This is a genomic window from Acinetobacter sp. YH12052 (assembly GCF_013419835.1).
GTDB lineage: Bacteria > Pseudomonadota > Gammaproteobacteria > Pseudomonadales > Moraxellaceae > Acinetobacter > Acinetobacter amyesii.
The window spans coordinates 114,516-134,693 of the sequence record NZ_VOZI01000011.1 but is presented as its reverse complement, the minus strand read 5'-3'; the positions used below and the strand labels follow the sequence as shown (position 1 = coordinate 134,693).

The 20,178-nt window shown below is 41.1% G+C and carries 21 protein-coding genes and 1 pseudogene; 10 read left to right on the top strand and 12 right to left on the bottom strand.

Annotated features, from left to right (window positions below; translation table 11 throughout):
- Both FTU06_RS10105 and FTU06_RS10100 read left to right on the top strand, forming a co-directional pair.
- On the top strand, positions 1–501 hold a 501-nt coding region (locus tag FTU06_RS10105), incomplete at its 5' end, for an RNA-guided endonuclease TnpB family protein (protein WP_180008669.1).
- Between the two features lie 17 nt (positions 502–518).
- Positions 519–1,100 (top strand): annotated as a pseudogene (locus tag FTU06_RS10100) (aminotransferase class I/II-fold pyridoxal phosphate-dependent enzyme); the annotation flags it as partial.
- Between the two features lie 70 nt (positions 1,101–1,170).
- Here FTU06_RS10100 and FTU06_RS10095 read toward each other — a convergent pair.
- The 12 genes from FTU06_RS10095 to FTU06_RS10040 form a co-directional block, all read right to left on the bottom strand.
- Positions 1,171–2,193: an NAD(P)-dependent alcohol dehydrogenase gene (locus tag FTU06_RS10095; protein ID WP_180055729.1), complete on the bottom strand. Its 1,023-nt coding sequence runs from the start codon at positions 2,191–2,193 to the stop codon at positions 1,171–1,173.
- 24 nt (positions 2,194–2,217) lie between these two features.
- A complete protein-coding gene (locus FTU06_RS10090; protein WP_180146409.1) occupies positions 2,218–2,787 on the bottom strand; it encodes a DNA-3-methyladenine glycosylase I in 570 nt (189 codons plus the stop codon).
- Between the two features lie 20 nt (positions 2,788–2,807).
- Positions 2,808–3,053, bottom strand: coding sequence for a hypothetical protein (locus FTU06_RS10085; protein ID WP_078191630.1), 246 nt, complete (start codon positions 3,051–3,053; stop codon positions 2,808–2,810).
- 15 nt (positions 3,054–3,068) lie between these two features.
- Positions 3,069–3,596, bottom strand: coding sequence for a M23 family metallopeptidase (locus tag FTU06_RS10080; protein ID WP_168379469.1), 528 nt, complete (start codon positions 3,594–3,596; stop codon positions 3,069–3,071).
- A gap of 67 nt (positions 3,597–3,663) precedes the next feature.
- Positions 3,664–4,710: an A/G-specific adenine glycosylase gene (gene mutY, locus FTU06_RS10075; RefSeq protein ID WP_180146406.1), complete on the bottom strand. Its 1,047-nt coding sequence runs from the start codon at positions 4,708–4,710 to the stop codon at positions 3,664–3,666.
- 153 nt (positions 4,711–4,863) lie between these two features.
- Positions 4,864–5,223 carry an HIT family protein gene (locus FTU06_RS10070; protein WP_078191628.1) on the bottom strand — a complete coding sequence of 120 codons (360 nt, stop codon included), beginning with the start codon at positions 5,221–5,223 and terminating at the stop codon, positions 4,864–4,866.
- A 51-nt stretch (positions 5,224–5,274) separates the two neighbouring features.
- The gene (locus FTU06_RS10065) at positions 5,275–6,015 is read right to left on the bottom strand and encodes a dienelactone hydrolase family protein (protein ID WP_168379440.1); all 741 of its coding nucleotides are present in this window, start codon (positions 6,013–6,015) and stop codon (positions 5,275–5,277) included.
- A gap of 193 nt (positions 6,016–6,208) precedes the next feature.
- On the bottom strand, positions 6,209–6,901 hold the full coding sequence (locus FTU06_RS10060) for an FKBP-type peptidyl-prolyl cis-trans isomerase (protein WP_180011068.1): 693 nt from the start codon (positions 6,899–6,901) through the stop codon (positions 6,209–6,211).
- 54 nt (positions 6,902–6,955) lie between these two features.
- A complete protein-coding gene (locus FTU06_RS10055; protein WP_078191625.1) occupies positions 6,956–7,669 on the bottom strand; it encodes an FKBP-type peptidyl-prolyl cis-trans isomerase in 714 nt (237 codons plus the stop codon).
- 249 nt (positions 7,670–7,918) lie between these two features.
- On the bottom strand, positions 7,919–10,111 hold the full coding sequence (locus FTU06_RS10050) for a polysaccharide biosynthesis tyrosine autokinase (protein ID WP_180146403.1): 2,193 nt from the start codon (positions 10,109–10,111) through the stop codon (positions 7,919–7,921).
- 16 nt (positions 10,112–10,127) lie between these two features.
- Positions 10,128–10,556, bottom strand: coding sequence for a low molecular weight protein-tyrosine-phosphatase (locus FTU06_RS10045; protein WP_180146400.1), 429 nt, complete (start codon positions 10,554–10,556; stop codon positions 10,128–10,130).
- On the bottom strand, positions 10,556–11,632 hold the full coding sequence (locus FTU06_RS10040) for a polysaccharide biosynthesis/export family protein (RefSeq protein WP_218954109.1): 1,077 nt from the start codon (positions 11,630–11,632) through the stop codon (positions 10,556–10,558). Before FTU06_RS10040 ends, FTU06_RS10045 begins: the two co-directional genes overlap by 1 nt.
- Before the next feature lie 404 nt (positions 11,633–12,036).
- Here FTU06_RS10040 and tviB point away from each other — a divergent pair, with 404 nt between their 5' ends.
- The 8 genes from tviB (at position 12,037) to FTU06_RS10000 (ending at position 20,171) form a co-directional block, all read left to right on the top strand.
- Positions 12,037–13,314 carry a Vi polysaccharide biosynthesis UDP-N-acetylglucosamine C-6 dehydrogenase TviB gene (tviB, locus tag FTU06_RS10035; RefSeq protein ID WP_180114410.1) on the top strand — a complete coding sequence of 426 codons (1,278 nt, stop codon included), beginning with the start codon at positions 12,037–12,039 and terminating at the stop codon, positions 13,312–13,314.
- A 12-nt stretch (positions 13,315–13,326) separates the two neighbouring features.
- Positions 13,327–14,349: an NAD-dependent epimerase/dehydratase family protein gene (locus FTU06_RS10030; protein ID WP_180146397.1), complete on the top strand. Its 1,023-nt coding sequence runs from the start codon at positions 13,327–13,329 to the stop codon at positions 14,347–14,349.
- An 82-nt stretch (positions 14,350–14,431) separates the two neighbouring features.
- Positions 14,432–15,532 carry an oligosaccharide flippase family protein gene (locus tag FTU06_RS10025; RefSeq protein ID WP_257234386.1) on the top strand — a complete coding sequence of 367 codons (1,101 nt, stop codon included), beginning with the start codon at positions 14,432–14,434 and terminating at the stop codon, positions 15,530–15,532.
- The gene (locus FTU06_RS10020) at positions 15,532–16,125 is read left to right on the top strand and encodes a DapH/DapD/GlmU-related protein (RefSeq protein ID WP_180146391.1); all 594 of its coding nucleotides are present in this window, start codon (positions 15,532–15,534) and stop codon (positions 16,123–16,125) included. The genes FTU06_RS10025 and FTU06_RS10020 overlap by 1 nt, the downstream gene beginning before the upstream one ends.
- Positions 16,126–16,245: 120 nt before the next feature.
- Positions 16,246–16,794, top strand: coding sequence for an acyltransferase (locus FTU06_RS10015; protein WP_180082335.1), 549 nt, complete (start codon positions 16,246–16,248; stop codon positions 16,792–16,794).
- Positions 16,795–16,825: 31 nt separating this feature from the next.
- Positions 16,826–17,944 (top strand): glycosyltransferase, encoded by a 1,119-nt coding sequence (locus tag FTU06_RS10010; protein ID WP_180146387.1) that lies wholly within the window; start codon positions 16,826–16,828, stop codon positions 17,942–17,944.
- Positions 17,941–19,035 carry a glycosyltransferase gene (locus FTU06_RS10005; protein ID WP_180146383.1) on the top strand — a complete coding sequence of 365 codons (1,095 nt, stop codon included), beginning with the start codon at positions 17,941–17,943 and terminating at the stop codon, positions 19,033–19,035. The genes FTU06_RS10010 and FTU06_RS10005 overlap by 4 nt, the downstream gene beginning before the upstream one ends.
- Positions 19,032–20,171 (top strand): glycosyltransferase family 4 protein, encoded by a 1,140-nt coding sequence (locus FTU06_RS10000; protein ID WP_180146380.1) that lies wholly within the window; start codon positions 19,032–19,034, stop codon positions 20,169–20,171. Before FTU06_RS10005 ends, FTU06_RS10000 begins: the two co-directional genes overlap by 4 nt.
- Positions 20,172–20,178 lie beyond the last annotated feature (7 nt).

The window sequence follows — 20,178 nt, the reverse complement described above, 5'->3', positions numbered from 1 at the left end:
GTAATTTCAAATCCAAAATTCTATCGAAAATATGAGCAGAAATTAGGTATTGCTCAGAGAGCCAGGAATAAGAAGCGTGTTCGTGCATTACACGCCAAGATTGCAAATAGTCGAAAAGATCATTTGCATAAAGCAAGCACCAAGCTTGTGAATGAAAATGCATTGATTATTGTAGGTGACTTGAGTGCTAAAAAATTAGTAAAAACCAAAATGGCAAAATCTGTTTTGGATACAGGATTTTCTGCACTAAAAACAATGCTCAAGTATAAGTGCGAGAACGCAGGCGTATTGTTTGAAGAAGTCCAAGAAGCCTATACCACCCAAATCTGTTCGTGCTGCGGTGAGATCACCTCAAGTAGTCCAAAAGGTAAGACAGATCTTGGAATAAGAGAATGGGAGTGCATGAGCTGTGGTACAGCTCATGATCGAGATATAAACTCAGCTCTAAACATTCTTGCGCTTGGGCATAAGCGTCTAGCTGTAGGAATCACCCTCTTTTAAGGGGGTGAGGATGTCAAGCTGAGTGTAGTTTCAATGCAAAGCGACCATTGCCTATCAAATATTGGGACCGGGCGGGCTATGTGATCTATTGTGCGTCGATTTCAAAATCTTTATCGCCTTCTTATCGGGTGGGGTGGTTTTGTCTTCCACCACATTTGCAACATTTGCGTCCCAAATTACTTTTGCAAAATAATTCGGTGAATACGCCTTTGCAGTTAGGACTTGCCGATTTGATTTTTAGTCGTGCGTATCGCCAACATCTTGCTGAATTGCGTCCTAAATTAATGGTGCAAGTCGAGCAGTATCGTCAGTATATTTACGATGCTTTTCAAGGGGTTGATATCCGTCTAAATCGGCCTCAAGGCAGTTATGCACTGTGGTTGCAGATGCCTGAACAAATAGACAGTTTGGCGCTGTATTACCATGCGCAAAAACGTGGCATCAATATTGTGCCAGGTTTAATTTTTGGTGAGGACAATCGTTATAACAATTGTATTCGCCTAAATGCAGGGCATGAGCTATCGACAGAAATTCAGCAGGCCATTTTATTGCTTGCAGATTGGGTGCGTAAGGAATGCAGAAACACAAATGTCATCTAGATTAATGAGTCCATAAAGCATACAAAAAAAGCCTGCATGCAGCAGGCTTTTTGGGCTTAGATTTTTGCCGTTAAAAATCAGCTTTCAACACGATACGATAACGCACGTTTCCTGAATGCAAACGTTCAATCGCTTCATTCACCTGAGACATGGGATACATTTCAATTTGTGGTGCAATATTTTGACGTGCGGCGAATCGAAGTAATTCACGCAGTGCCGCAGGAGAACCTGTTGATGAGCCAGTGACGGATTTAGCACCACTGATCAGCATTCCTGCGGGGATTTGCATCGGCTCAAGTGCTAGGCCGAGCATGTGAACGCTTCCATTCGGTGCCAAAGTCGAAAGGTAGGCTTGCCAATCCAACGTCACATTGACCGTGCTTAAAATCAAATTAAACTTCCCACGTTGTGCTTTAATTGCAGCAAGATCACGACTATTCACCACATGGTCAGCACCCATGGCTTTAAGTTCATCGGTTTTATCTAAGTTTGAGCTGAACGCGGTAATTTCACAGCCCCAAGCTTTGAGCAGTTTAATCGCCATATGACCTAAACCACCAATGCCGATCACGGCAACATGGTGAATGGCCTGAATTTGGTGCTGTAAAATGGGATCAAATACCGTAATCCCGCCGCAGAGCAGAGGACCAGCACTGGTTGGATCGAGATCATCTGGAAGCGGAATAACCCATTGCCAGCCAGCACGGACTTTGTCGGCAAAGCCACCTGCATGACCGACGATCGTCGCTGTCTTGGTTCCAGTACATTGGACTTGGCGACCATCGATACACGGGTCACAATGTTGACAACTTTCTGCTGTCCAGCCAATGCCTACACGCTGTCCGATTTTCAGTCCTTTGGCTTCGCTGCCGAGTTGGGTAATGGTTCCAATTACTTCATGCCCTGGGACCACAGGATAAACCGAAGATTTCCAATCGTTTTGGATAATAGAAATATCTGAGTGACAAAGACCGCAATACTCGACTTTGACTTCAACCTGATGGGCTTGTAATTCACCTGCATCAAATTGGTAGGGAACAAGGGCTTCACCACTGTTCATTGCTGCATAGGCTTGAATTGTATTGTCACTCATTATTCTATCCTTTATGTTTTGAGGTCATTCTTCGTGCGTGTATTTAAAGTCACAGTGATTTTCATGATCATTGACCATGCCGATAGCTTGCATCAGAGCATAGCACGTCGTCGGGCCGACAAATTTAAAACCATGCTTTTTTAATGCTTTGGACATTGCCTGACTTTGATCGGTTTGTGCAGGGGCGCTGCGATATTCAACTACATCATTATTGGCAATTTGACCTTCGACAAAACTCCAAAGAAATTCCACAGGATGAATCCCTTGGGCTTTTAACTGTTGCCATGCTTTGGCATTATCACGAATGGCAGTGAGTTTGCCGATATGGCGAATCAAACCTGAATCTTGCAATTTTTCTTGTAATTGTAGGTCACTCAACGCTGCAATTTCGGCAATGGGATATTGAAAAAAATGCTGCTGATAACAGGCCCGCTTTTTCAGCACAGTAATCCAAGACAGCCCTGCTTGTTGTCCTTCAAGACACAGCATTTCAAAGAGATGCTGCTCATCAAAACTGGGTTTAGCCCACTCAGTATCGTGGTAGGCAATATATAAAGGATCTTCGGAGCACCAAGCACAGCGTTGTATCGTCATGTTGAATGCTCCTTTTTGACTTAAATTTTAAAGACAGTCCATTGATCGTTTTTATTGTCCCAATACAACAGTTCCGCTTGATCGAGATCGGCAAATTGAATCCATACATCTTTACCTGATTTGTCTGCGTAGCCGGTGCTGATGAGTAATGCTTCTTCAGTAATCTCCATGATCCAGCCCTGATAAGACTGTCCATTGAGGCTGATTTTTTGTTGATTACCAGATTCTGCAAATTCCACCAGACGATTGATCAACGCTTCTGACATGTATGTTTCCTAAAATTAACGTAAATACGGATAGGGGTTAACGGCATTGCGACCTTTACCACCCAAGTAAATGCCATAATGCAAATGTGGTGCAGTATGTCGAGCATTGCCAGTATTACCTACATAGCCAATGACATCACCTTTTTTGACATAGTCGCCGACGTTTAAGCCACGTTTATGACCATCAAGATGCGCATAATAATGCCAAGAACCTGCGGGCCCCATAATCCATATCACTTTACCACCCAAATTGTTATTACGTAAGTCAGCAACTAAACCTTCTGTAGCACTGAGAACTTTTGTTCCACGTGGAACAATAATATCAATACCTTCGTGGCTTCGTCCTTGGCTACGCGCTGCGCCCCAAGTATCCTTGAGCGCACTTCGTTTGACTTGATGAACAGGAACAGGCAATTGATTGGATAAACGCATGTTTTGTAATTTTTTCACTTCATGAGCAGGCAATGTACTGCCTGATGGTTTGGGTGGAGTCGACGTACAGGCGCTGAGTAAAAGCAAAATAAAACCAATACCGCCGAACAACCCTTTGCGAAGCTGAAAAAATCCTTGAGTCACATTTGTCCCTATACAATTGATGAGCAGTTCAAAACTATGGCATAGAATGGCTTTCGAGTTCTAGCGTAGAAATGAGTTTTTTCATGGCGGTTGGAATACCGAGTGCAGTGGCTTGTATCGGGGTATACCACTGTGCGTTGCATTCAATCGCTAAATGCTCTTTTTGATCGGCGGCAACGCTAAACACTGTAGCCTCTAAAAGCCAAGTGAAGTGGGTGAAGCTATGTGATATTTGCACTTGAGTGGTGGTAGGTTTCAGACCAAGCTGCTGAGTGTGGGATTGAAACTCATGGGGTTGATCAAAAATAGGTAAACACCACAGACCACCCCATAGCCCGCTATTCGGACGTTGTATCCACAGCCATTCTCCTGCAGATTGAATCAGAATGACTTGAGCTTCTCTTACAGGAACAGGCTTTTTAGGCTTTTTATACGGTAATTCAGTTTCTAAACCTTGAGCATGTGCTTTGCAGTGCTGTTGCATGGGGCAATATAAACAGAGCGGCTTTTTCGGCGTGCATACCGTTGCACCAAGATCCATAATCGCTTGGGTATAATCGTGGTTGCGTTCAATGGGGCAGAGCTCTGTCGCCAGTTGCCACATGGCCCGTTCATGTACAGGTTTCGATAAATCATCTTCAATAGCAAAGAATCGAGACAATACTCGCTTGACGTTGCCGTCCATAATCACGCCATATTGTCTTAAACCCAAAGACATCAGCGCACCTGCGGTAGACGGGCCGATGCCTGGTAGTTCCATCCACTGCTCAAGATTGATTGGAAAATGTCCCTGACGTGCAACAATACCCGCGGCTTTGTGTAAGTTCCGAGCCCGTGCATAGTAGCCTAAGCCAGCCCAATAGGGCGCCACATCATCCCAAGAGGCATGGCCTAAATCTTCAACAGTCGGAAATCGTTGAATAAATCGATCAAAATATTGTAAGACGGTTTTGACTTGAGTCTGTTGTAGCATAATTTCTGAAACCCATACTTTGTAAGGGTCATCCTTCACTTGCCACGGTAAGTCATGACGACCATGGACATCAAACCAGTCGAGAAGGGCATCAGAAAAGTTAAACATGCAATACAGTCAAAGTTGAAAAAACCTGCCTAGTATACATCTTTCAATAGGCATTCTTTTTGTTCAAAACGAAAACTGTATATCAGGGGAAATGCAAAAATAGTGGCCATCAAAAAAGGAGCCGAGGCTCCTTAGTGAGTGTAAATTTAAAGTTTAGCTTTTAAAGCCCCAGCGGGTATCGAGCGCCAATGTTTGGTTTTCATAACGTGGAATAATGTGAATATGCACATGTTCAGTGGCTTCGCCAAAAACTTGTCCATCATTAAACCCAATATGAAAGCCAGTAGGTTGATAGCGTAAATTTAATTCATTACGCGCTTGTTCAAGTAAGGACATTAAACTTTTACGTTCTTTATCAGTAATTTCAAAAAATGAACCAACATGACGTAGTGGGACAATGACAGCATGCCCTTTAGACAGTGTATGTGGTTCAGGAAGTACAACACCAAAATCATTTTTTGCAATCACGTCATATTCGTCAAAATTGCAATATGGACAATTGAGTTCTGTCATTGTGCTCTCCTCATTTTTATAAATTAAATATTGGTAGTGGTTCTTATGGCTTTACGAACCAAGCTGGCGTGCTAACAAGGCATACATGGCCGCTAAACTTTGCTGTTCTGCAGCAGCGTTATAAGCTAAATCTACGCCGTTGGCTTTGGCACGTTCATCCGCCATCGGGTTGCTAAAGCCGTGTTTTGCGCCTTCAAAAATATTGATTTGATACTGCACTTGGGCAGCATCCATTTCATTTCTAAAGGTTGCAACATCATCTAAGCTCACCATCGAGTCGAGCTCACCATGTTGCACTAAAATCTCTGCTTGGACTTGTCCTGTTTGTGCAGGAGTCGCTGTAGCAAGTGTTGCATGGAAGGTCACCACAGCTTTTAATGCAGCACCTGAACGAGCTAAATCCAGCACGACTTTTCCGCCATAGCAAAAGCCTATAGCTGCGAGTTTATCTGCATTTACTTCTTTTTGCTGTGCCAAAGTGTTTAATGCAGCAGACGCACGGGTCACAATGGTGTCGGCATGATCAAAAGTTTGCATCATCCATTCATAAGCTTGCTTGGCATCTGTGGTGACTTTTTTGTCACCATACATATCCAAAGCGAAAGCAGCATAGCCTTGTTCAGCCAATTCGCGCGCACGTTGTTCGGTATATTCATTGCGTCCCCACCATTCAGGGGCAACTAACACACCTGCGACTGCAGTGTCTGACTCTGGTGCGGCAAAATAGCCAAAAAGTTGAGTTCCATCAGCTGCTGTATATTGAATTTCGCGAGTCTTAATTTTAACGGTCATGGTCAAATCCTTATGTGCGGCTACACAGTTGATGGAGATTTAAAATAAAGGGAAATTGGTTTTTGTGAAATAAATATAAGATATCAATGTGAATTTTAAGTCAAATCAATCAAAAAAATTGTAAAAGAAAATAATGGAAAGAAGAAATATTGAGGAGCACCGAGATTTGTCGATGCTCCTAAAGAGAGTATTGTTATTTCGGGAGAACTTCAATGAGCTCTACATCAAAAATCAGCGTGCTATTTGGCTCAATGACGTCTGCTGAACCAATTTGACCATAGCCTAAATTTGCAGGAATGAAGAAGCGATATTTTGCACCTTCTTTCATCAACTGTAGACCTTCTGTCCAACCCTGAATGACTTGACTCACTTGGAACATCGCAGGTTGGTTACGTGCAATTGAACTATCAAAAACAGTGCCATCAATTAAGCGACCTTCATAGTGAACTTTCACTGTTGAATTGGCTTTAGGTGACTTACCTTTGCCAGCTTGAATGACTTGATACTGCAGGCCAGATTTCGTGACCTGAATGCCCGGTTTTTTGGCATTTTCAGCAAGGAAAGCTGAACCAATGGTGGCATTCGCATCCGCTTTTTGCTTCAGTTCAATCAGTTGTTTCGCTTCGGTTTGCTTTTTATATTGGGTTAAGGCACGGGTCATTTCTTCATCTGTTAATGACGAAGCTTGACCTTTAGATGCTGCCTTTAAACCTGCAACAAATGCATCAATATCCAAATCCTTAATGGATTCAGCATTACTGCGTCCCATTAAATAACCAAAACTATAACCGACTTGTTCTGCAGCACTACTTTTATTACTGACATCTTTGGCAAATACAGTGCTTGAGCAGAGTGCCAAACACAACATACTGATCTGTAATTTCATGACCGAGTCTCAAAATAAAGCAGGAGAGCGAAAAGCTCTCCTGTACCGGTTTTATTATTTAACTTCAATGAGTTCTACATCAAAAATTAAAGTACTGTTCGGTGGAATCGTTCCCGGAACACCTTGAGCACCATAACCGAGGTTTGAAGGAATATACAAAGTGGCTTTGCCGCCTTCTTTCATTAACTGTAGACCTTCTGTCCAACCTGGAATCACTTGATTCAATGGGAATTCAATTGGCTCGCCGCGCTGTACTGAACTATCAAATACAGTGCCATCCACTAACTTACCTGTGTAGTGAACTTTAACAACTGATGTGGCTTGCGGTTGTTTACCTGTACCTTCTTTCGTTGTTAGGTACTGTAAACCAGAAGCAGTGGTTTTAACCCCAGCTTTACTTTTGTTTTCTGTTAAGAAATTATCGCTGCTACTTTGTGCTTGCTTATTGCTTTCGAGCTGCTTGTTTTGCATTTCTTGCTGGAACTCAGCATATGCTTTTTGTAATTCTTCTTCAGTATATGCAGGTTTTGCACGAGCATGACCCGCACGAACGCCAGTGACAAAGCTATCAATATCTAATTCTGGAGGCGTTTGATGGGCAACTTCATAACCAAGTGCATAACTGATTTTAGCGACAGCAGAAGCATTGGCAGCTGGTTGAGTTGATGTTGCTGATTGCGTAGCAGGTGTTTTAGTTGCATAGTAAACAGGAACAAGTGCGGCACCGCCGAGTAATACAGCGACAGCGATAGGTAGGGCCTTACTCATATATTTTCCCACAATTATTTTATATGTAAAAAGTTGCTGAAATTCTAGCAGACTTTTCCTGTTCAGCGCTTACCTATCTCTATGATCAGGTAAGGTGCAGGAAAGATCATCATAGTCATGTTCTTATTTTTATACTATAACGGTATGAATATATAAAACATTTTTTATACAGAATGATGCATGCAACATAAATTTCGCAAATAAAAAAAGCCACCGTATTTGGTGGCTTTTTTGTTGAATAGGCTTGAATCAGTCTTGGTCTTTTGAAGCTTTATAACCATAAGAATAGTTATAGCCATAACCATAACCATAACCAGCTGAGCTACGTTGAATGTCGTTTAGAATAATACCATTGACCTTCACACCCACTTGTTCAAAGCGGTTCACGGTTAACTCTAGTTCTTTCAACTGAGTTTTCGCATAACGAGCAATCACCAGATTCACGCCAGCAAATTGCGAAATAATGATACCGTCTGTCACCGCAAGTACAGGAGGGGTATCAATGATCACATGATCAAACATCGGTGAAATCAAATCTAAGAATTCTTTGAATTTACCAGAACTTAAAAGCTCAGATGGGTTAGAAGGGTTCTTACCGCGAGTAACAACACTTAAATTTGGAATTTCAGTGGTTTTAATGATGCTGTCTAGATCACGCTGACCATTTAAATATTCAGAAAGACCTGGTTGGTTGTCATGATTGAAGTATTTGTTCAAATAACCACGACGTAAATCGGCATCAATAATTAAAACACGTTTATCGCTTTGCGCAAGAATCGTAGCTAAGTTGGTTGAAATAAACGATTTACCAACTTCTGGTGCTGGCCCCGAAATCATGATCAGGTTATTTTTTGCAGATGTCAGTGCAAAGTGAATGGCAGTACGCATACTGCGCAAACTTTCAATTGCAATATCATCGCTATTTTTAACCGCAAGTACAGGAATGGTCTTTTTCTTCTTCAGTAACTTGATGCGACTTTCTTGAACAGGCGAACGTGGCACAGTGGCATAAACCGGAAGATCCAGATTATTTTCAATTTCTGATGAATCTTTGATCCCTGAGCGTAGCATATTGCGAACTAAAGCAATGAGTACACCAATAAAACCGCCTACAAATAACGATAAAATCAGAATAATTAATTTTTTAGGCTTGATGGGTTCAATTGGCTCTACAGCAGTATCGACAATACGGACATTGCCAATTTCACCAGCTTTGGCAATACGAAGCTGTTGGTAAGAGTTCAATAATGCAGTATAAAGTTGTTGTTTTACTTCAACTTCACGGTATAGCTGTAAATAACGACGTTGTAAGTCTGGTAATTTTTTTAAGGTGGTATTTAGTTCACCAATTTTGCTATTGATTGCACCCAATTGAGCATTCATTTGTTGCATCACTGGATGCTCACTGGTGTACTTCGCAGAAGCTTCAGCAACTTTTTGCTCTAATTCAGCTTTTTGAGTTTCAAGAGTGACACTTTGAGTTAAATAGAGTTCAGATTCTTTAGTGACATCGACAGTATTAAACTCTTGACGGAATTTGTTAAATTCACGTTCTGCGACATCAAGCTGTTGTTTCAATTCAGGGAGTTGTTCATCCAAGAATTTTAAAGTTTGTGCACTTTCAGCAGAGCGTCTTTCAATATTTTGATGGCTGTAGGCTGCTAAAATGGCATTTAAAACTTTTGTAATATGTTCTTTATCTTGGCCTTGATAGTTAAGGCCAAGCACGCCCGTCATTTTACCTTTTTCAGCAACAGAATAATTTGCCAAAATACTGTCAACTGCTGCAGGTAGAGACTGCTTTTGAATTAAATAGTCGTCTTTGAATTGATCTTTGCTATAAATTGAGATTTCCCAAAGGCCTTCTGCTGTACGTAAAGAATTTTTTTGGTTCAATGGTGCTGTTAAAATTGTTTGTTCAGTCTGAAGATCAACTAAAGAAAATTTATTTTCTTGAAACTGTAGGCCAAGATCCTTGTCGCGATATAGTGCGGGGATATCAAATTGGCGGATTTCAAAACTTTTTTCATCGTCTTTAAAAGTTACTGATTTATTTTTATATTCTGTGACATATTCATGCGGGGAAAATAAGCGATCAATAAGTGAATTCTCTGTACCCGAAACTTTAAGATCAAGATGCAAATTTTGAATCACAGTACCTAGAACTAAGCGTGATTTTAAAATTTCAATTTCTGCTTGAGCCGGTTGCTTTTGATCAATCATGCTTGATAGATCACCCAAGAGTGCTGCTGAAGTTCCTTTACTTTCCTCAACCTGTACCAGTGCATTTACTGCGTAGATATCAGGCGTGGTTCTTAAATAAAGCAGGGCACAAACGAGACTTAAAATTACACATAAAGCAATTAACTTCCATTGTGCAATCAGAGAGAAAAATAATTCTTTTAAATCAATTGTATCTTCTGTATTGGTATTTTGGCTCATAATCGTACATCAAAAGTTAAATATGTTTAGTCCAATCCGCAACGCAAGATTGGATCAGTTCTGAGGTCTGGTCAAAAAAAGCTTGATCGTGCTGATAGGGGTCAGGCACATTTTTACTTTGCCAATGACCTAAACGAAAAGTCTTTCCCTTTGCAAATGGCCATGTCTGTTCAATATGCTTTTGTTGATTTGAACTCATGACCAAAATTAAATCTGATTTTTTGATCAGTTCAGCATTTAATTTTTGGGCAATATGTCCACTCATATCGATGCCAATTTTTTGCATACAGTATTGAGCTTTTTCATCTGCTGCATGTCCAATAATACCTGAGATTCCAGCTGAATAAATATTCAGGTCGGGATGATCTTTTTTTAGGAGATACTCCGCCATAGGACTTCGGCAAATATTACCTACACAGACCACCAAAATATTTTTAAATAACATTATTGGCCCAATCTGTCCAAGTTATAGATGATATTTGAGAAAGGAATCACTTGATTGATTACACGCTGCCAGCGAGCTAAACCAGATGCATCAACATAGACAATATCATTGCTGCGCATTTTGAACTGGTTAGCGAGCCCAAAGTCACCGATACTGGTTAAATCTAAATGGTAAATTTCAGTCATCGGGCTATTTACATCGCTACGCACTACGTAGATTTTACCTCGACTTGCTGAAAGTGAGTTAATACCTAGACTTTCACCTAGGACATCACTTAAGCTCATGCCTTGTTCACGCATTGGTAACGATTGGTTTTTGCCAGACTCTCCCATCACATAGATTTTTTGGTTTTCACGTGAGTTGACATAAATTGTATCGTTAGGCTGTATGAGTAGATTATGTAGTGAATAGCCAGCCTTTTCTAACTGAATGCTATTTAAGTTGTAAGTTTGTCCTTGGCGTACCAAGGTAATAGACGTATTATCGCCAAATTGCGTATTCACACCGCCAGCAAGACCAAGTGCAGTATATACGCTGGTAGGTTGGTCGGTTAGATTAAACTGACCACCTTTCATTACATTACCTTGAACCGAAAAACGTTGTCCTTGGTAGGAAAGAACGCGAACAATCACATCTGGGGTTTTTAAGTAACGAGCAAGTTGGCTACGTAACTCCTGATTGACTTTTGTTAGGGATTTTCCTGCAGCTTTATATCGACCAATAATAGGGAATTGGATATAGCCACTTTGATCAATTTGGTAGCCGTTAGAAATAATGGCATCTTGATTGTTAATTGTATTTGTTGGGGGGGTTATTTCGGGATATGCCCATAAATAAATAGATAAAATATCACCTGAGTTTAGACGATAACTTTTTTGTTGTTGATTGAATAGATGGGCAAAATTTTGCTGATTTACTTGGGCGGGTTGAACAGCAACTAAATTTTCTTGAGTTAGTTTAATAACATTGACTGTCGAGCCTAAATCAGTCTGAAATGTGCCTTCTTTAGGAAGGTCATAGGTTTGTAAGCCTGAAGTAATGGCACAACCCGTCATACTTAGACTCAAAGCTAACATACAGCTATAACGATAGTAACTCACTCGAATACAAATCCTATTTATAAAATATTTGAATCATTGAATTGAAATACGGGTTTAAGTACCCAAATTACTCATTTTAGAATGTTAAGTTTATACTATTCACCTTGTAGAATATAGTTTTACATTTGTTTTAAATCGTAAGTTTAATCAACACTTGTATGGATGAATATCTTTTTAAAGATCTAGTTGTTATTTGAATTTTTTTAAATATACAAAGTTGGTTTTATAGGGTGAATTGTTTAATCCTATAAATATTTTTGATTAAAATTACAGTCCTCATAGAACATCATTACACAATCGAAATTTGATTTTCTGATATAATTTAACGCTATTTACAACATAACGATGATTGATGATTCATCGATGACATAGGCTTCAGTATGTTACAACTCTCCGAATTAAAAATTGCCATAATCGGATTAGGTTATGTCGGTTTACCGCTAGCTGTTGAGTTTGGAAAAAAAGTTCCCGTGGTGGGCTTTGATATTCATCAGAAGCGTATTGATGAATTACGTAGCGGACGTGATCATACCTTAGAAGTTTCTCCTGAAGAATTAGCACAATCAGCTCAATTAAGTTACAGCGCAAATTTAGAAGACTTAAATGACTGTAATTTTTTTATTGTTACTGTTCCAACCCCGATTGATGAATATAAACAACCAGATTTAACCCCATTGGTGAAAGCTTCAGAAAGCATTGCAAAAGTGTTGAAAAAAGGTGATGTGGTTGTCTACGAGTCAACAGTTTATCCGGGTGCAACAGAAGAAGTCTGTATTCCTGTTTTAGAGAAAAATTCAGGCTTAATATTCAATCAGGATTTTTATGCAGGCTATAGCCCTGAACGAATTAATCCGGGTGATAAATTGCACCGTGTCACCAATATTTTAAAAATCACTTCGGGTTCAACACCAGAAGTGGCTGATTATGTTGATGAAGTCTATAACCTGATTATTGAAGCGGGTACTCATAAAGCAGCTAGCATTAAGGTTGCAGAAGCAGCGAAAGTGATTGAAAACACTCAGCGTGATGTGAATATAGCTTTAATTAATGAATTGGCGTTGATTTTCAATAAAATGGGCATTGATACTGAAGCGGTGCTGCAAGCAGCAGGTACGAAATGGAATTTCTTACCCTTCCGTCCGGGTCTTGTGGGCGGTCACTGTATCGGGGTTGATCCGTATTACTTAACCCATAAAGCACAAGCGATAGGCTATAACCCAGAAATTATTTTGGCAGGCCGCCGTTTAAATGATGGTATGGGCGCATATGTGGTGACGCAGTTGGTGAAAGCCATGCTGAAAAAACGCATTCAAGTAGAAGATGCCAAGGTTTTAATTTTAGGTTTAAGTTTTAAAGAAAACTGTCCTGATATCCGTAATACCCGCATTATTGATATTGTGAATGAATTGAAAGAATATCATATTGATGCTGATGTCTATGATCCTTGGGTCGATGGCGCTGAGGCTGAACATGAGTACGGTATTAGCCCTGTGCAGGCACTGGAAAATGGCAAATATGATGCAGTAATTTTAGCGGTTGCGCATCACCAGTTTAAAGACATGGGTGTAGAGGCGATCCGTGCTTTGGGTAAAGCTGATCATGTGCTGTATGATTTGAAATACGTGTTATCCCAAGCTGAATCTGATCTTCGTTTGTAAGGGGCATACCAAATGAATCAATATCAACAGGTATGTGAACACCTTAAAACAGCTCCTAAAACATGGCTGGTAACGGGTGTTGCGGGCTTTATTGGCTCGAATCTTCTCGAAACATTACTTAAGCTCAACCAAACCGTAGTGGGTTTAGATAACTTTGACACAGGTCATCAGCATAATTTGGATGAAGTTCAAAGTTTAGTATCTGCTGAGCAATGGGCGAAATTCAGTTTTATTGAAGGTGATATTCGCCAATTTTCCGACTGCCAAAAAGCCTGTGCAGGCGTGGATTATGTACTGCATGAAGCTGCTTTAGGTTCTGTACCGCGTTCAATTGCAGACCCCATCACCACCAATGAAACCAATATCAGTGGTTTCTTAAATATGCTCACCGCAGCACGTGATGCGGGTGTTGCAAGCTTTACTTATGCGGCCAGCAGTTCAACCTATGGTGACCATCCGGCATTGCCAAAAGTAGAAGAAAACATTGGTAATCCACTTTCACCTTATGCGGTGACCAAGTATGTCAATGAGCTGTATGCCGATGTGTTTGCACGTGCCTATGGTTTTAAAGCGATTGGCCTGCGTTACTTTAACGTGTTTGGTCAACGTCAAGATCCTAACGGTGCTTATGCTGCGGTGATTCCGAAATGGACGGCATCAATGATCGCGGGTGAAGATGTCTTCATCAATGGTGATGGTGAAACCAGCCGTGATTTCTGTTTCATCGATAACACGGTTCAAGCCAATATTTTGGCGGCAACTGCATCTGATGACGCCAAAAACCAAGTGTATAACGTGGCTGTGGGTGACCGTACTACGTTGAATGAGTTATATCGTGCCATTCAAGTCGCGCTTGCTGAAAATGATGTTCAATTTGACCGTGATCCTGTGTACCGTGAGTTCCGTGCAGGTGATGTGCGTCATTCACAAGCCAGCATTGCCAAAATTGAGCAAGGCTTGGGTTATGCACCGCAGTTTAAAATTGCCGAAGGCATTCAATTGGCCATGCGTTGGTACGTCAATAACTTAAAATGATCTTGAACCGATGATTGCGAAACTCTTCGCAAAATATCAGTCTATTGGACTGATTACACTCAGTTTGCTGGCAGGTGCGATAATGACATTTATCGCACTTCCTGTTTTAACACGCCTATATTCTGTTGCTGACTTTGGGGCTTACGGGATTGCATTGGCGATAGTCAGTGTTATATCGACGGTAGCGAATTTACGTCTTGATCAAGCTTTATTGGTTGCCGAAGAAGGTGATAAAAAAAGCCTGATCTTTGAAGGGGCTATATTCTCAACAATAATCGCTGTGATGAGTGGCATTGTTATCAGCGTGATTTTAAATGTTGAAATGGCGTTTGCTGTGGCAACGGGTGTGCTTGCCAATACCCTGATTCAAAGCCTATATAATTATCAATTTTCCGCACATAAAGAATATTTTTGTGCAGGCTTAAATATTTTTAGAAGTGCGATTGTGGTTGCAGTGCAATTGAGTTTGCCACTGTTTATGCAGATCAGTCTGGTGAATAGCTACAATGTCAGCTCGATCCTGATGATCGTGGCGATGTTGCTCTACCTATTGAAGTATCAGCTCTATCAAGTCAGTTGGCATGCGTTTAAAAATTATCAAGATTTTATCTATGCCAATACCCCGCATGCCTTGCTGAATAGTTTTTCACATAACTTGCCATACTATGTGGTGTCGCATTTTGTCGGTGTGCAGGCGATGGGCTTTTATGCGATTGTCGAACGGACTTTACGTGTCCCAATCAATTTAATTTCACAAACCCTACGTCAGTTTTTTATCCGTAAGTTTAAAACTACAGATTCAAACAAAAATGCGTTAAAGGCAAGTATGCTTTTAAGTTTGGTATCACTGCCTCTTTTTGCAATTTTCTTTATCTTGCCTGAGTCGGTATATCTTTGGATTTTTGGCTCGGAATGGGTGGGCATCTCAACTTATTTCCAAATTTTAGCTCTAGGCTATTGGGCGGTTTTCTGTAATCCGCCAAGCTCGGCTTATTTAATTGCCAAGCGGAATAGCCAAGTCTTATTTAAACTGCAAATTGTTGAACTCCTGATTAAATTCGCTTTATTTGCAGGCTTATATGTTTTATGTACCGATAAAATTTATATGCTCTTGGCGGTGCCTGTGGCGCTGATCATTTATAACTTTGCCATTTTATATGTGGTGTGGAGAAACAAAAGCTGATGTTTTTTAAACTGTTAAAACTGATGAATTGGTTCACTGCACAATGCCGTCAGCAATTTTATAATGTGGCTTTTGGCACCAAATTTCGTTATTTCGGTAAAGCCTGTACGGTTGATATTAGTGGTCAAGTGAAAATTGGCCAGAATGTTTATATTGGCGATCATGTCAGTTTAATCGTCGAGCAAGGCGCAAGCTTAGAAATTGCGGACAACAGTTTTATTGGTGAAAGTTGTTATATCAAATGCTTTGGTGGCAAGGTGTCGATTGGTAAAGATGTCAGCATTAACTCTAAGTCATTTATCAATGGTTGTGGCGGTGTGAGCATTGGCGATAACACCCGTATAGGCACGCAAAGCATTATCATTGCCAGTAATCATAAATTTGGTGAACCTGATCTTTTGGTAAAAGATGCAATTACTAAACAAGGGGTCAGTTTAGGCGAAAATATTTGGCTTGGTGCACGTGTCACAGTGCTAGATGGTGTAACCATTGCCGATGATAGTGTGATTGGCGCCTGTAGTTTGGTGTCTAAACCTTTACCTGAATCAGGGGTGTATGTCGGTAGTCCTGTTAAAAAAATCAAATCGCTCTGATCTTTTTTTTCATCCTGCATCGTGACTGCGGTTTCCATATCGTAAAGTAGATTTTCAGCGTAAAATATTCAGCTTAATTTTCTCCCTTTTGATTTTCTGATCCTGACATAGGTCATGCGTATGGCATTTATGGTTTCTGCTTTTCGACAGCTGTTTGATCTTGCTTATTTTATGGCGAAGGGCAGTGTGGCTTATGCACGTAAAAAAGGTGTGAAAGTCGGTGAAAACTGCCGAATCTATATTAAAAGTTGGGGCTCAGAACCGTTCTTGGTTAGCATTGGCGACCATGTGACGGTCACTTCAGGGGTGAAATTTATTACCCATGATGGCAGTACCTGTCTAGTCAAAGATGAGCAAGGGAAGCGCTATCAACGCTTTGCCCCAATTCAAGTGGGATCACATGTGTTTATTGGGGTCAATACCATTGTAATGCCGGGTGTAAGCATTGGCTCAAATGTGGTGATTGGTGCAGGCTCAGTGGTGACAAAAGATATTCCTGATCATAGCGTGGCGATTGGTGTGCCTGCCAAAGTGGTATCCAGTTTTGCTGATTATCAAGCCAAAATTCAAAGCACCTGTGCCAGTGACAGTGAGCTTGCTGGCATCACGGATTATCGTGAGCGTGTTGAGCGTGCCATGGCGATTCAAGCCTCAAAAACACTGCATTAATATTCTCCCATTTTAAAATTTAGGTCTGCATATGTTGAATAAAGTCATGTTCTTTTTGCCAAGCTTGGGCGGTGGCGGTGCAGAACGTACAGTCATTCAACTGGCGAACAGCTTTGCGGAACAAGGTCTAAATATTCATTTGGGCGTGTGTAATGTCACAGGTGATAAAGCTAAGCTGTTGCCTGAAGTCAGCCGGAAAATTCAATTGGTGAATTTTAATTGCGGTCGGGTGATGAATAGCATCAAGCTTTTAAAAATAAAAATGAAAGCTGAGCAATACGACTGCTTAGTCGCAACGCAAACCCACACCAATATTGTGGCAGGTATTGCGAAAAAACTCGCAGGTGTTAAAACGCGATTAATCTTCCGTGAAGTATCTACGCCGTCCAAAAACTTAAAACTGCAAGGTCTTGCCAAATTTTTTCTGAAAACTTTGGTGAATTGGACGTATCCCATGGCACAGCAAGTGGTCTGTGTTTCCAAAGGGGTTGAAGCCGATTTTCGTGAATACTACAGCTATAAGAAAAATAACCTGAGCACCATTTATAACCCTGTATTAGACGATGCCTATTTTGAAAAGCTCAAAGCACCAGTCACACACAAATTTTTAAATGGTGACCATAAAGTGATTTTGGCAGTGGGGCGTCTCACTGAAGCAAAGAACTTTGGTTTTCTGATCCGCTCCTTTAAAGCCTTGCATGATCAGCATCCTGAAACCCGATTATTGATTTTAGGTGAGGGCGAATTGCGTGCAGAGTTTGAGGCTTTAGTTGCTGAATTGGGTTTAAAAGACGTGGTGGATTTGCCGGGCTTTGATGCCAATCCATACGCTTATTTTAAATATGCATCGCTATTTGTTTTAAGCTCGAATTGGGAAGGCTTGCCGGGTGTACTTATTCAAGCCTTAGCCTCTAAAGTGAAAGTGGTGAGTACCAACTGTCCAAGTGGACCAATGGAAATTCTAGAAAACTCTAAGTTTGGTTTATTGGTTGAATGTAATGATCAGGCAGGTTTAACCCAGGCGATGCAGCAAGCGATATTTGCAGATTATGTGCAATATCAAGATGCTGATTTTGAATCACATATTCAGCAGTTTCATAAGCAAACCGTGCTCAAGCAGTATTTGCGAATGATGGAGTCGGCGGCATGAGCAAACCTTTGATGGTACATGTGATCACCAACTTTGCAGGCGTGGGTGGTGCCGAAATGATGTTGGCACGCTTAATTCAGCAAACTGAACATGACTATCAGCACGTGATCATCAGTTTGATGAAAACCTCAGAGATCTATCAAAGCACGCTCGATCGTTGTCAGTCACATTATGCTTTAGGTTTGAATGGTATCAATACCCTGAGTACGATTCAAAAATTACGTAAATTGCTGAAGCAGTTGCAACCTCAAACCGTGCAATGCTGGATGTACCATGCCAATGCCTTAACCAGTTTGAGCGTCATTGGCTTAGCAAAGAAACCAAAAGTCGTATGGGGTATTCATCATTCGCTTGCTTCACCGAAAGATGAATCCATTAGCACCAAGATTGCTTTAGGTTTAAGTAAAATCTTATCGAAGCAGCCAAATCACATTATTTATTGTGCGCATTCTTCATTAGAACAGCACCAAGCATTTGGCTTTCAAAATCCAAATAGCCAAGTGATCGCCAATGGGGTGTTTCTCGATAAATTTCAGCCTAATCCCCAATTGCATGAACCAATCGTGATTGGTTTTGCAGGGCGTTATCACACGGCCAAAGGCTACCCCTATTTGTTTGAAACGATGGGCTTACTGAAAGATAAAAATATCATCTTTAAAATTGCTGGCAGCGGCGCGAGTTTAGAAAATCCTGAAGTAAAAGCCTTGTTTGAGCAGTATCAGTTAAATGCCGAAAAAGTGCATTTGCTTGATCAAATCTCCGATATGCCTGCTTTTTATCAATCGATTGATGCATTCCTCATGACGTCAATTACCGAAGGTTTTCCGAATGTGTTGGTGGAAGCAATGGCATCGGGTTTGCCTTGTATCAGCACCGATGTTGGTGATGCGCAATATATTGTGCAAGAGCTTGGCGAAATTGTACCGCCACGCAATGCACAAGCCTTGGCAGATGCTATTTTGGCTTATGTACAAAAAACAGAAGCAGAAAAACACGCTTTAAAAGAAGCGGCTCGTGAACGGGTTGAACAGAATTTCAGTATCGAAACCGTCAGCGGTCAATATATGCAGGTGTGGAGCCAACAGGCATGAAGTTTTTAATGATTAGTAGTTTTTTACCATCGGTACTGAATTTCCGTGGCAAATTATTAGAAGCCATTGCAGCTAAAGGTTATGAAATTCATATCATGGGGCCTGAGTTTTTAGACTTTCCTGAGGAACAGCAAAAACTCCAAGCTTTGGGCTATCACCTGCATGAAATTCCCATGCAGCGCACAGGCACCAATCCGCTGTCGGATTTAAAACTGTTAAAACATCTCTATCAGAATATCCGTCAAATTCAGCCTGACTACGTACTGTCCTATACGATTAAGCCTGTGATTTATGGCACGCTCGCGTCATGGCTGGTGAAAGTACCGCATCGTTTTGCTTTAATTACTGGTCTGGGTTATGCCTTTCAAAATGTAGAAGCGGGTAAGCGCAGTCTATTTCAAAAACTGGTGCATGGCTTATATGCGCAAGCGCTCAAACGTAGCGACAAAGTTTTTTTCCAAAACCCAGACGATTTAAAGCTATTCCAAGACATGCACTTACTGGATGCTAGTAAGCCGACGGTGGTGGTGAATGGTTCAGGGGTGAATGTGCAAGACTTTGATGTCTTGCCCTTACCGCAAAATGATGTGGGGACAGTTAAAGCCTCATTTTTACTTATTGCACGGCTTTTGGGTGATAAAGGTGTGCGCGAATACGCTGAATCGGCGCGCATCATCAAAGCACAATATCCTGAATCGGAATTTCATTTGGTCGGTTGGATTGATGACAATCCATCTGCCATTTCGCAAGTAGAACTCGATGAATGGATTGCCGATGATCGCCTCAAATATTGGGGCAAACTCAGTGATGTCCGTCCTGCAATTGCGGAAAGCTCGGTCTATGTATTGCCGTCCTACCGTGAAGGCACGCCACGTACGGTATTAGAGGCGATGGCAATGGGTCGTGCTGTGATTACCACCGATGCGCCGGGCTGTCGTGAAACCGTTACCAATGGTGTAAATGGCTATTTGGTTGCGGTGAAATCAGTCAATGATTTGGTGCAATGCATGCAATACTTTATTGAAGATCCAAAATTGATTGAATGTATGGGGCAGCGTTCACGTGAAATCGCGCTGAATAAATATGATGTGCATCAAGTGAATAAGCACATGATGGCTGAAATGGATATCCATTAAAGGCGAT